Below are 12,409 nucleotides of genomic sequence, written 5' to 3' on the forward strand. Positions count from 1 at the left end.
CGAGGACGTCCAGTAATCGGGAGCCTCTCCGCCTTGCGATGCACGGCACCGGACGACGCGGGCTTAACCGGCAAGATCCGAAAGAGACGACCTAGCCCGCCGCGAGGAGGACCGTGCCCGCCAGGGCCAGGCCCGCGCCCGCCGCCTGGACGGTGCGCAGGCGTTCCTTGAGGACGGCGAAGGCGGCCAGCGCGGTGATCACCGGGTAGAGCGAGGAGAGCACGGCGGCCACGGTGACCGGGCCGTGCTGGGCGGCGATCGAGTACGTGCCGTTGGCCGCGACGTCGGCGAGACCGACGAAGGCGAGCGCCGGCAGCAGGCCCCACAGGAGCCGCAGGCCACCCGCGCCGGCGGGCAGGGCCGGGGCGCCGCGCCGGGTCCGGATCCACAGGGCCGTGCCGCCGACGGCGACGTTGGTGACCCGCTGCACGAAGAGCGCGAGGAACAGGCCGGGGACGGTGGAGGAGGCGGGCGCGATCAGGGCCATCACCGCGCCGAAGCCGAAGGCCGCGACCAGGGTGAGGACGACCGCCTGCCGCTGGACGGGGGCGCCGCGCAGCTCCGGTCCGCCCGCCAGGACGATGCCCACGACGGCCACCGCGATGCCCGCGAACTGGCCGAGGCCCGGGCGTTCGCCCAGCAGCAGCCCCGCGGTGACCGGCACCACCACGCCGAGCGAGCCGAGCGGGGAGACCACGCCCATCGGGCCGAGGGCGAGCGCCTTGTAGAAGCTGAGCATCGCCACGGGCCCCACCAGGCCCGCTCCCACCGCGAACCAGAGCTGCGGTCCGGCCTCCCGCCAGGCACCGGTGCCCAGGACCACCGCGCCGAGCGCGAGGACGGCGAGGACCTGGGAGGCGACCACGACCGTGAGGGCCGGTATCCGGCGGGTCAGCAGACCGCCGCCGAAGTCGGCGAGGCCCCAGAGGACGGCTGTGGCCAGGGCGAACAGGGCGGTCATGACGGGCCTCGCAGTACAGTGCGTTGAACGGTGGAGTGCAGGGTGGAGTACGCCGCAGGATAGTTCACTCTGCTGAACCCTGTCATCCAAAATATTGGACGGAGTGGACGGAACGGTGTCGGACCTCGAACAGCTCACCCAGGCGCTCGCCCGGAACCTCAAGCGCTGGCGCGGGGAGCGCGGCTTCACCCTGGAGGCCCTCGCGGCCCGTGCGGGGGTGAGCCGCGGCATGATCATCCAGATCGAGCAGGCCCGTACGAACCCCAGCGTCGGCACGACGGTCAAACTGGCCGACGCGCTCGGTGTGAGCATCACCACGCTGCTCGACTACGACCGCGGCCCCCGGGTGCAGGTGGTGCTGCCGGGACAGGGAGTGCGGATGTGGTCCACCGAGGGCGGCAGCGGCGCGCGCATGCTCCTCGGCGACGACCGGCGCGGGCCGGTGGAGATGTGGACCTACCGCCTGGAGCCCGGCGAGGGCACCGCCTCGGACCCGCACCCCTCCGGCACCTTCGAGATGCTGCACGTCACGGTGGGGGAGCTGACGCTGGTGGTGGCCGACGAGAAGTACGCGGTTCCGGCCGGCGGGGCCGTCTCCTTCGAGGCGGACGCCCCGCACGCCTACCGCAACGAGGGGACCGGCCCGATGGAGATGACGATGGCGGTCTCCATCCCGCCGGTGACCGCCCACGCGTGACAGGTCACACGTGACAGGTCACACGTGACAGGTCACGCGTGGGTGGGGCCGGGGTGGTCGGCGGAGCGGCCCCGGGGCCTCAGAGGGCGGGGATCTCGATCGCCGGGCAGCGGTCCATGATCATGTCCAGTCCGGCCGCGCGGGTGCGGTCGAAGGCGGCCTCGTCGACCACGTTCAGCTGGAACCAGACGGCCTCCGCCCCCTTCGCGACGGCCTCGTCGGCGACCGTGCCCGCCAGGGCGCTGTTCACGAAGACGTCCACCACGTCCACCTTGAACGGGATCGCCTCCAGCGACGGGTAGCCCTGCTCGCCGTGGACCGTCTCGGCCTTGGGGTGCACGGGCACCACGCGCTTGCCGTACCGCTGCAGCACCTGGGCCACCCGGTAGGCGGCGCGGTCCTCGTTGTTGGACAGGCCCACCACGGCCCAGGTGTCGCCGAGCTCGGTGAGGACCTTGCGGATGGTTGCCGGATCGCCGTACACGTGTGCCGCCTCCTGCTGATGGTGCCGATGCGCATGTCGGGTGACTGCTGCCAGGTCGGTCAACGGAAAAGACGCATGTCCGATTCCCCGTAGGGTGGACAGGTGAAGGCAGACCAGTACGTGACGGTGGCACGCGAGGGCGTGCACGAGGCGGAGATCAACCGTTCGCGGTTCCTGTGCGCGCTCGCGCCCGCCGCGACCGAGCGCGAGGCACAGGAGTTCATCGCCCGCGTCCGCAAGGAGCACCCCACCGCCACGCACAACTGCTTCGCCTACGTCATCGGCGCCGACGCCTCCGTCCAGAAGGCCAGCGACGACGGCGAGCCCGGTGGCACCGCCGGCGTGCCGATGCTGCAGATGCTGACCCGCCGGGACATCCGCTACGCCGTCGCCGTCGTCACCCGCTACTACGGAGGCGTGAAGCTCGGCGCCGGCGGGCTCATCCGCGCCTACGGGGGAGTGGTCGGCGAAGCCCTCGACGCGCTGGGCACCGTCACCCGCCACCGCTACCGGCTGGCCACCGTCACCGTCGACCACCAGCGGGCCGGCAAGACCCAGAACGACCTGCGCTCCACCGGCCGGACCGTCCTCGACGTGCGCTACGGCGCCGCCGTGGAGATCGAGATCGCCCTGCCCGAGGCCGATCTGCCGGCGTTCGAGGCCTGGCTCGCCGACAGCACCGCCGGCAGCGCCACCCTCACGCCGGGCGGGGAGACGTACGCGCCCTGAGTGTCCGTGGCGGCCAGGGGGCGCCGCTGGAGCATGCCTCCGAGACAACGACACGACGACCAGCTCGATCGCGGTACTGATCTCCGGGGTGTCAGAGCAAGCCGAGGTATGTCTTCGTGGACCGCGCCTCGGTCAGCAGGATCGCTGCGACGGAGGCCAGGAAGGCCGTGATGAAGCCCGCCAGCTGGCTCTGCGCCCCTCCGGTGGCCAAGTCGGCTTGAGCCACGATGCTCCCGATCGCCACACCGGACAGGACCGCCGGCACCGCGAGCAGCTGGCTCAGCCGCGGACCTGCCTCGGGGCCACCCGACAGCAGCTTGGCCCCGTTGCGCACCAGGGCAACGCCGAAAGGTATGACGAACGCGCTGAGGAAGACCAGCCATCCCACTTCGCCGAATGAACTCAGTCCCCAGATCATCCCGGCCATTCCGGCACACCCCACCACCACCCCGTACGCAATACCGAGTCCGCCGGCTGCCGTAGCGGCGCCGGGACGTCGCCGTGCAGGAGGACCGGAAGGGCCGTCGTGGCGCGGGGTGGCGGGCGGGTGTGACATGAACGAACCTCCTGAAGATGACGGATACTTGATGCTCATCACGTTGTCCGTGCGGCCCACGGCAGATGAGGCGTCGGCGGCGCCCTCGCGCTACAGCCCCTGGGCCGGTTCGCGGAGGCGGTCAGTGGCGCCACGCGGCCACCACGGTGAGCAGGACGAGGACGCCGGCCGCCAGCAGCAGGCATCCATGACGCCTGCCCGGGGCGCGCCTTCGGGTCTCGATGTGGCCGGCCGGGGAAGTGCCCGGGTGCTTGCGGGCGTAGTGCTCGATCTGGCGGAGCAGCCCCTCGGGCCTGTCGACCCAGGGCGTCTTGTAGTCGCACTCTCCGCACCAGAAGCGGTTGGCCACGTCGGCTTCCTACCTTCCGTCAGCAGGGGGCGGCACCGACTCCGACAGTGACCCCGGCCATGGTGTCCGTACAGGTCAGGCACCCGGCCATTCGTGACCGGCGGCCACGGGTAGGCTCACCGCCGTTCGTACTGGTGGATCAGGGGAGACGCTGGATGGCAGAGGACCTCGGCACGCTGTTACGCAAGCTGCGCGATGAGGCGAACCTGACGCAGGAGGAGGTGGCGGAACGGTCCGGGGTCAGCGTGCGCACCATTCGCCGCCTGGAGAGCGGCGGATCCACGAACCACCGGATGGGAACGGTGAATCTGCTGGCGGACGCGCTCGGCCTGGAAGAAGGGAACCGTCTGCGCCTGGCGGCTTCTCTCACCGGCTCCTCCACAGCAAGCCACGACGCCGGTGCCCACGGCCCCGGACTGCCGGCATCCGCGCCCGTCCCGCCCGCGTGGCCGCCCGTCCATGACACGCTCGCGGACGCCGCGCACGAATTGGCGACGGAGGTCCGGCGCCGCTGGCGCCGCGAGGAGGCGCAACGCCGCGTCCACGACCCGTTCCCCCTGCCCGTCCGCTGGGAGGCGGCGCCCGCCGTTCTGACGGACCGGGCGGAGAACATCCAGCGCCTCGGGCCGGGTGAGACTCCGCGTGAGGTGGATCTGGACGGCGACCTGCGGAGCATGGCCGAGGTCTACCTCCGGATCCCTTCCGGACGACTGGTGATCATCGGCCGGGCCGGCTCGGGAAAATCCATCCTCACGATCAGGCTCGTCCTGGACCTCTTGGAAACCCCGGCCCCGCACCGCCGCGTGCCGGTCCTCTTCAGCATCGGCTCCTGGGACCCGTCGACGACCGCACTGCGGGACTGGCTGATCGGCCGACTGCTGCGCGACCACCCGCACCTGGACCGCCGCAGCTCCGGCGGGGCGACTCTGGCCGCCGCGCTGGTCGACTCCGACCTCATCCTGCCGGTCCTGGACGGATTCGACGAGATAGCCGAAGGCTTGCGGCGCGAGGCCCTGGACGCGCTCAACGCGACGTCCTCACCCCTCGTCCTCACCAGTCGGCGCGACGAGTACGCCGAAGCGGTCCGGGAGGCGCACGCGCCGCTCGTCTGGGCGGGGGGCATCGAGCTCAGCGACCTCACCCTCGAGGACCTCGCCGACTACCTGCCCCGCACCTTCCGCACCGTCCCGTCCGACGCGAGCGCCGCCAACAGCGCTGATGTGCCCCGCTCGACATGGGAGGAGGTCCTCGCGCAACTGCGCACGCGCCAAGGCCCGGCGCACACGAACCTCGCCGCGGTGCTGACAACCCCGCTCATGGTCATCCTCGCCCGCACCCTGTACAGCGAGGCGCCCGACCGGGACCCCGCCGAACTCCTGGACGCCACCCGGTTCCCCTCGGTGAAGAGCCTGGACGAACACCTGCTGGCGGGTTTCGTGCCTGCGGTCTACCGACACCGCGCCCCGGAACGGGACGCTGCCGGCCGACAGCTCAGGGCGCCCTACGCGGACCCGGCTCGGGCCGAACGCTGGCTCGGCCACCTCGCCCACCACCTGGTCCGCCTCGACCGCGAGCGCCAGGACCTCGCGTGGTGGCAACTCGGCGATTCGCTGTCCCGGTCGACGCGCACCATGGTCTTCGTCCTGGCCACCGCCGTGAGCATCACCCTGGCCGAATGGCTGGTCGGACTGCTGCTCACGCCGCTCCCCATCGGCGAACTCCTTCTGCAGGGCAGTCTCATGGGACCCGCCGCAGGCCTCGCCTTCGGAGTCGTCTACGCGATGGCGGACAGGTCCGGCGGCGGAACGGCGTTCGAGCCGGCCCGCATCCGGCTGACACTGCGCGCCGCGCACGGGAGACTGGGCCGCCGGTCCCTGCGCACCTTCACCGCTCGGTTCGCACAGGGGCTGATCGGCGGAACGTTCATGGGCATCGGATGCGCCTGTGCTCTCACCCTCGGACGCGCGCTGGCCGCGGGGACGTCCATCACCGACCCGCGCATCGTCGAAGGGACCCTGATCAACATGCTGGTGCTCGGGCTGACCTTCGGCTCGGCCGCCGGCCTCGTCTTCGGACTCATGGCCGCACTCGAAGTGCCCGTGGACGTCACCGCGGCGGCCACGCCGCTCAGTCTGCTGTCCTCGAACCGGACGGCGGCCGGCCGGCAGTTCGTCATCCTGGCTCCGGCGTTCACCCTGGCCATCGCCTTCGGCGGGTACCTGATCGTCCATCTGCTTCAGGGCACCGTGGGACCACTCAACTGGGGAGTCCAGGACAGCCTGTTCATCGGCGCGGTCGGTGGCCTGGGCGGCGCGGCCTCCTATGTGCTCGCCTTCACGGCCTGGGGGCAATGGATCGTGCTGGCACGTGTCTGGCTGCCTTTGGCCGGGCGGCTCCCCTGGGACCCCGCCGCGTTCCTGGACGATGCCTACCACCGGGGGGCGCTGCGCCAGACCGGAGCCGTCTACCAGTTCCGCCACGTCCGGCTCCAGCACTACCTCGGACGCACGTTCCGCGGCCGGCACCGGGACTTCGAACCGGCCACGTTCACACCCCCTTCGACCAGCACCTCGTGACCACGGGACCGTAGATGCGGGGGCCTCGGGACCGGCACGGACCGCGGGCCCCCCGGGCGCCGGTCACCAATGGCCGGTGGCTTGGCCTGTTGACCTGGCGGTTCGGGAGAACAGCATCGGGATGTCCGGCTCGCGGCGGCTCACCGCGCCGCGGGCCTCCTCGACGAAGGGTTCTCCGATGACATCCCGGCGCCTCACCCCACTGAGCGCGATCCTCGTACTCACCGCCGTGATGGGCACCGGCGCCGCGCACGCCGCGGCACCGACCACCACGCCGACGGTCACCGTCTCCAGCCCCTCGGTTTCCGCCGGCGTCCCCGCCTTCACCAACGGCTACGGTCTGACGCTGGTCCCCGAGGACACGCAGGTGAACACTCCCACCGACTTCACCCTCACCGTCACCACCCCGCAGCTCTCCGGGAAGCACAGGATCCGCATCCTGCTCCCCACCGGATACGACGCCGACCCCGGCCGCCGCTGGCCGGTCACGTACTTCCTGCACGGCGGCGGCGGCAACGTGAACGATGTGGCGGCCGCGCCGGCACTGCACTCGCAGGCGATGATCACCGTGGTGCCGGACGGGGGAATGAAGGGCTGGTACGCCGACTGGCTGATGCAGAACACCGCCGAGGGGAAGGCGAACTGGGAGACCTTCCACCTCACCCAGGTCGTCCCGTTCATCGACGCCAATCTCCGTACGCGCGCCGACCGCGCGCACCGCGCCGTCGTCGGACTGTCCATGGGCGGCTACGGTTCCCTGCACTACGCCCAGGCGCGACCCGACCTGTTCGGCCACGCGGCCGCCCTGTCGGGGGGCATCGACTTCGGTATGTGGGAGGTCCGCGCGGCCGTCCTGGCCACCGAGCTCAACCTCGCGGGCGCCTGGTGTGCGGCGAGCAGCTCGTCCGGCTCCGGATCCGACTCCGGCGACTGCCCCGGCCACGGACCCTATGTGGACAGCGACGCGATCTTCGGCTCCCCGTACCCGGTCTTCGACGCCGACCGCGTGTGGAAGGCGGTCGATCCGGCCGCGCCCGTCAACCTCGCCAAACTCTCCAACACCGGCATCACGCTCTACACCGGCAACAACGACCTCATCGACGCCAACACCGCGGCGGCTTCCCACACCGTCAAGGCCCGCCTGGACCAGCTCGGTATCCCCAGCCGCCTCGTCGACTACGGCAACGGCGCGTCCTTGGCGTCGAGCTGTAACGGCGGCCACAACTACGGCTGCTGGGCCCCGGCCTTCGCCGACTACGTCCCTCGCCTCGAGGCCTCCTTCGCCGCGGTGGGCTGACCGGCGGGAACCGATCGGGAGCTTCCCCCGGTCGCAGATCAAGGGACAGGAGACAGGACGAATGAGCCACGACCAGCCCGGACCGTACGGTCGGCCCGACCCCTCCGGGCAGCAGCAGTACGGCGGGCAGAGCTGGGGCCCGCCCCAGCAACCCAACCCCTACGGTCGGCAGCCCCCGCACCACGGGGCCCCAGGTGGGTTCGGGCCGCCGCAGCCGCCTCCGAGGAAGACGGGCCTGATCATCCTCGGAGCGGTCGTCGCCCTCGCGGTCATCGCGGGCGGCGCGTATTTCGCGCTCGGCGGCGACGGTGACGGTCAGGGACACGGTCCCGGTCCCGCCGGCAGCGTGGGCAGCAGTGAAATCTCCGGCAGCACCAAGGGCTACAAGCTCGTCGCCCCGGAATCGGTCGGCGCCTACGAGAAGTCGAGTCCGGGCAGCGCACCCGGCGAGCTGAACGCCGAGCAGAAGAAGGAGGCCCAGGCCCTCGGGGTGAACAACGCTCAGGCTGTGTCCGGCATTTACAACGCGGACAGCACTGACCCCGGCGACCCGGCGAAGGTGGGCGGCAGGCGGCTCATCTTCGATGGCCTCTACGGCGACATCGCCGACCCCTCCATGGCACTCGACAAATACTTCGCCAACGTCGGAAACAAGGGCCCCAAGGGCGACGGAAAGAGGAAAGGGGTCGAAATGCAGCTCGTCGGAAAGGCCAGGGTGGTGAAGCCCGCGGGCTTCGAGGGCGCGTTGATGAAATGCCAGGACGTGAAGGTCGCCCACGCCAAGGGTGACGGGACCTCGAAGAGCGTGGACGCGGACTACCAGATCCCGGTCTGCGCCTGGTCCGACCATTCCACCGTCGCGGGCACCAACGTGTTCGAGTTGGCGCAGGCCAAGACAGGTGGCCAGGGCGCCTCGCAGGACGAGGTCGCCGCGCTGACCGCCGAGCTCTACCGCACGGCCCGCCGCAAGGCCTGACATGCAGGAGGGGGCGAGGGAGCCGGCCGATGCGATCGACCGGGCTCCAGTGCCGCCGGTAAGGGAGGGGGAAAAGTTGTGAGCGGGTACACCAAGCCGCTGGTGGCAGCGGCCATCGGGGCGCTGATCATCCTCTTCGGGTTCACGCCCGACTTCGGCGACGGGGCCAAGGAGTGCGCGGGGCACGCTATGCAGCCGGGCGATTCCTGCATAGGTTCGCACGGTGCGTACGGCTACGACGACATCGCGGCCGAGGACGCCGAGAACCGGCGGAACAAGAAGATGATCTTGTCCGTCATCGGCGGAGTCGTCATCGTCGGTGCCCTCGGGTTCACCGTACGCGCCGGGGTCGAGGACGCGCAGTACGCCGCGGAGCGGCGCAGGTCCGACGCCCGGCACCGCGCCCGCGTCGCCCTGGACAAGTGGGACCGGCCGCCGGACCCCGGCAAGCTGGAGGACCGCTCCCAGGAGCTCCCGGGCGGCGGCCGGGTCGAGCTCTACACCCACGCGCTGTGCTACAAGCCCGGCACGGGCTCCCGCGAGGAGCGGTGGGTGAGATGGGACCGGGTCACCTATGTCGAGGACAGCCGGGCCCGCCTCCAGTACGGCCACACCGACTACACCCTCTTGATCAGCGCGGAGGGAAACGTCGAGCCCCTGAAGATCGAGGGCTTCACGGGGGACCAGGAGTTCGTCTCACGGGTCGGGGACATCGCCGTAGAGGCGGCGAAGCCGAAGGTGTACGAGGCGTTGAACAACGCGGGCGCGTTCCGTCTGTCTCCCGCGGATCCGGTCCTCACCGCATTGCTCAATGTGCCCGGCATCCTGCCCCTCCACCCCGAACTGCTGCTGACCGCAGGCGGATTCATCAGCCGCGAGCCCGGCGGGAACCGCCCGATCCCCTGGTCCCAGATCACCAAGTTCACCAAGCGGCGTGAAGTGGGCCATCCGCTCGCGGTCATCACCCGACGCGAGGCCACCCCTGCCCACTTCGCCCTCGCCACCACTGCGGACCTCGCCGCGTTCAAACTCGCGCAGGACCTGTGGAAGCGCGCACGGCGCGGTTGAGGCGTGGTGAGCGAACAAGCGCCAGCGCCGTACGTACGGTGCGAAGCCCGCGGCCGGCGCGGGCGCCGGCCTGGGCGTGCCGCTGTGGCCGAGGTGCCTTCGGCGCAGTAAGAATTGATCTCCCATTTTTCGGGGTGATCCGAGGTGGCGGGTGGATCAGGGGGCGCGATGGGTTAGCGTGGCAAGCGTTGATGGCGAGCCCCCGTGCTGGTTCGTGCTGGTTTTAGAGGCGCAGTAGGGGTAAACGTGCAGGTCAGGGCGATTTTGTGAGATTCCTCCACACTTCCGACTGGCACCTGGGCCGCTCCTTCCACCGCGTGAACATGCTCGGCGCCCAGGCCGTGTTCATCGACCACCTCGTGGAGACCGTCCGCGAGCACGAGGTCGACGCCGTCCTGGTCGCCGGTGACATCTACGACCGGGCGGTGCCCCCGCTGCCCGCCGTCGCCCTGTACGACCAGGCCCTGCACCGGCTCGCCGACCTCGGCGTGCCCACCGTGATGATCTCCGGGAACCACGACTCCGCGCGCCGCCTCGGGGTCGGGGCCGGGCTGATCGGCCGCGCCGGGATCCACCTCAGGACCGACCCCGCCGGGTGCGCCGACCCCGTGGTGCTGGCCGACGTGCACGGGGACGTGGCGCTGTACGGGCTGCCGTACCTGGAGCCCGCGCTGGTCAAGGACGAGCTCGGCGCCGGGAAGGTGAGCCACGAGGCCGTCCTGGGCGCGGCCATGGACCGGATCCGGACCGACCTGGCCGGCCGCGCGCCCGGGACCCGCTCGGTCGTCCTCGCCCACGCCTTCGTGACCGGCGGGCAGGCCAGCGACAGCGAGCGCGACATCGCCGTCGGCGGGGTCGAGGCGGTGCCGGCCGCCGTCTTCGACGGGGTCGACTACGCCGCCCTCGGCCACCTCCACGGCTGCCAGACGATCAACGAACGGGTCCGCTACTCCGGTTCCCCGCTCGCCTACTCCTTCTCCGAGACCGACCACCGCAAGACCATGTGGCTCGTCGAGCTGGGCGCGGCGGGGGAGATCGTGAGCGCCGAGCGCGTCGACACCCCGGTACCGCGCGGGCTCGCCCGGGTCCGGGGGCCGCTGGAGGAACTGCTCTCCGAGGCCGCGTACGCCCGGTACGAGGACTGCTGGCTGGAGGCCACCTTCACCGACCCCGTCCGGCCCGAGGACCCCATGGCCCGGCTCGCCGCCCGCTTCCCGCACACCCTCAGCCTCGCCTTCGACCCCGAGGGCCGCACCGAGGACGGCGCGGGCAGCTACGCGCAGCGCCTCAAGGGCCGCAGCGACCAGGAGATCGCGGAGGACTTCGTCAGCCACGTGCGCGGCGGCGGCGGTTTCGCGGACGAGGCCGAACGGGCCGTGCTCCAGGGCGCCTTCGACGACGTACGGGTGGACGACGGCCGGCAGGAGACCCACCGATGAGGCTGCACCGGCTGCGGATCACCGCCTTCGGGCCCTTCGCCGAGCCGCAGGAGATCGACTTCGACGCCCTCTCCGGCGCCGGGATCTTCCTGCTGCACGGTCCCACCGGCGCGGGCAAGACCTCCGTGCTGGACGCCGTCTGCTACGCCCTCTACGGCTCGGTCCCCGGCTCGCGGCAGGCCCCCGGCACCAGCCTGCGCAGCGACCACGCGGCCGCGGACACCCCGACCGAGGTCACCCTCGAACTCACCGCCGGCGGGCGCCGCCTGGAGATCACCCGGCGCCCCGAGCAGGACCGCCCCAAGAAGCGCGGAACCGGCACCACCAAGGACAAGGCGCAGAGCTGGCTGCGCGAGTACGACGGGGAACACTGGGCCGCCCTCAGCCGTTCCCACCAGGAGATCGGCGAGGAGATCGAGCAGCTGCTCGGCATGAGCCGCGAGCAGTTCTGCCAGGTCGTGCTGTTGCCCCAGGGGGAGTTCGCACGCTTCCTGCGGGCCGACGAGGTGGCGCGCGGCCGGCTGCTGGGCCGGCTCTTCGACACCCGCCGCTTCGCCGCCGTCGAAACCCTGCTCGGCGACCGGCGCCGCAGCGCCGAGGCCAAGGTCCGCGCCGGGGACGAGCAGGTGCTGCACACCGCCCAGCGCCTCGCCCAGGCCGCCGGGGACGCCGCCGACCTGCGGGCCTGGCCGCTGCCCCGGCACCAGCCGGGCGACCCCGGGCTCGCCGGGGCGATCCGCGCCTGGGCCGCCGTGGCGCGCTGCTCCGCCCGGGAGCGGCTCACCGTCGCCGAGTACGCCCTCGCCGTCGTCGAGGGGCGCCACGCCGCCGCCCGGCGGGCCGCCGAGGAGGCCCGGGAGCTCGACCGGCTGCAACGCCGGCACGCCGAGACCACCCGGCGGGCGGCCCTGCTCGCCGAGGCCGCTCCGGAGCGGGAGCGGGTGCGCGCCCTGCTCGACCGGGCCCGGCGCGGAGCCCTCGTCGCCCCCGCCCTGGAGCTGCGCGGAGCCGCCGCCGGCGCCCACATGGCCGCCGCGCACGCGGAGTCCGTGGCCCGGGCGGAGCTGCCGCCGCAGCTCGCCGAAGCGGGGACCGAGCAGCTGGCCGCCGTCGAGCAGCGGCTGCGCGAGGACCTCGGAGCCCTCGGGGCCGCCCGCCGCGCCGAGCAGCGCAGCGCCGAGATCGGCCGCGAACGGGCCAACCTGGAACGGGAGTCCCGGGCCGCGGAGGAGCAGCAGCAGGAGACCGCCGAGTGGCTCGGCCGCTGGGAGGCCACC

General features: G+C 71.9%; 12 protein-coding genes. 8 read left to right on the plus strand and 4 right to left on the minus strand.

Translation table 11 applies throughout. The annotated features are described in order from the left end of the window. Positions 1–91: 91 nt before the first annotated feature. Positions 92–961 (minus strand): EamA family transporter, encoded by an 870-nt coding sequence (locus ACWGDE_RS28425; RefSeq protein WP_453391882.1) that lies wholly within the window; start codon positions 959–961, stop codon positions 92–94. Between the two features lie 115 nt (positions 962–1,076). Between ACWGDE_RS28425 and ACWGDE_RS28430 the strand changes: the two genes are divergently transcribed. Continuing rightward, complete coding sequence (locus ACWGDE_RS28430) at positions 1,077–1,658, plus strand: helix-turn-helix domain-containing protein (protein ID WP_453391893.1); 582 nt, start codon at positions 1,077–1,079, stop codon at positions 1,656–1,658. A 79-nt stretch (positions 1,659–1,737) separates the two neighbouring features. On the opposite strand, the gene ACWGDE_RS28435 is transcribed toward ACWGDE_RS28430, so the two are convergent. After that, positions 1,738–2,142 (minus strand): CoA-binding protein, encoded by a 405-nt coding sequence (locus tag ACWGDE_RS28435; RefSeq protein ID WP_453391883.1) that lies wholly within the window; start codon positions 2,140–2,142, stop codon positions 1,738–1,740. A 102-nt stretch (positions 2,143–2,244) separates the two neighbouring features. Here ACWGDE_RS28435 and ACWGDE_RS28440 point away from each other — a divergent pair, with 102 nt between their 5' ends. Beyond that, positions 2,245–2,871, plus strand: a complete 627-nt coding sequence (locus tag ACWGDE_RS28440) for a YigZ family protein (protein ID WP_453391884.1) — start codon at positions 2,245–2,247, stop codon at positions 2,869–2,871. Between the two features lie 91 nt (positions 2,872–2,962). Here the strand turns inward: ACWGDE_RS28440 and ACWGDE_RS28445 are convergent, their stop codons facing one another. Both ACWGDE_RS28445 and ACWGDE_RS28450 read right to left on the minus strand, forming a co-directional pair. Beyond that, positions 2,963–3,298, minus strand: coding sequence for a hypothetical protein (locus ACWGDE_RS28445; RefSeq protein ID WP_453391885.1), 336 nt, complete (start codon positions 3,296–3,298; stop codon positions 2,963–2,965). Positions 3,299–3,548: 250 nt separating this feature from the next. Continuing rightward, complete coding sequence (locus ACWGDE_RS28450; protein WP_453391886.1) at positions 3,549–3,776, minus strand: hypothetical protein; 228 nt, start codon at positions 3,774–3,776, stop codon at positions 3,549–3,551. Between the two features lie 155 nt (positions 3,777–3,931). On the opposite strand from ACWGDE_RS28450, the gene ACWGDE_RS28455 reads away from it, so the two are divergent. From ACWGDE_RS28455 to ACWGDE_RS28480, 6 genes are all read left to right on the plus strand, one after another. Further along, entirely contained in the window at positions 3,932–6,352 is a 2,421-nt protein-coding gene (locus tag ACWGDE_RS28455; RefSeq protein WP_453391887.1) for a helix-turn-helix domain-containing protein, read from the plus strand. Between the two features lie 178 nt (positions 6,353–6,530). Next, on the plus strand, positions 6,531–7,649 hold the full coding sequence (locus ACWGDE_RS28460) for an alpha/beta hydrolase (RefSeq protein WP_453391888.1): 1,119 nt from the start codon (positions 6,531–6,533) through the stop codon (positions 7,647–7,649). Positions 7,650–7,710: 61 nt separating this feature from the next. Further along, the gene (locus tag ACWGDE_RS28465) at positions 7,711–8,625 is read left to right on the plus strand and encodes a hypothetical protein (protein WP_453391889.1); all 915 of its coding nucleotides are present in this window, start codon (positions 7,711–7,713) and stop codon (positions 8,623–8,625) included. Positions 8,626–8,703: 78 nt separating this feature from the next. After that, positions 8,704–9,693 carry a hypothetical protein gene (locus ACWGDE_RS28470; RefSeq protein ID WP_453391890.1) on the plus strand — a complete coding sequence of 330 codons (990 nt, stop codon included), beginning with the start codon at positions 8,704–8,706 and terminating at the stop codon, positions 9,691–9,693. Positions 9,694–9,959: 266 nt separating this feature from the next. Beyond that, positions 9,960–11,132, plus strand: a complete 1,173-nt coding sequence (locus tag ACWGDE_RS28475; RefSeq protein ID WP_453391891.1) for an exonuclease SbcCD subunit D — start codon at positions 9,960–9,962, stop codon at positions 11,130–11,132. After that, positions 11,129–12,409: AAA family ATPase (locus ACWGDE_RS28480; RefSeq protein WP_453391892.1), on the plus strand; the 1,281-nt coding region annotated here is incomplete at its 3' end. The genes ACWGDE_RS28475 and ACWGDE_RS28480, both read left to right, overlap by 4 nt.

This window comes from Streptomyces sp. NPDC054956 (assembly GCF_053609185.1).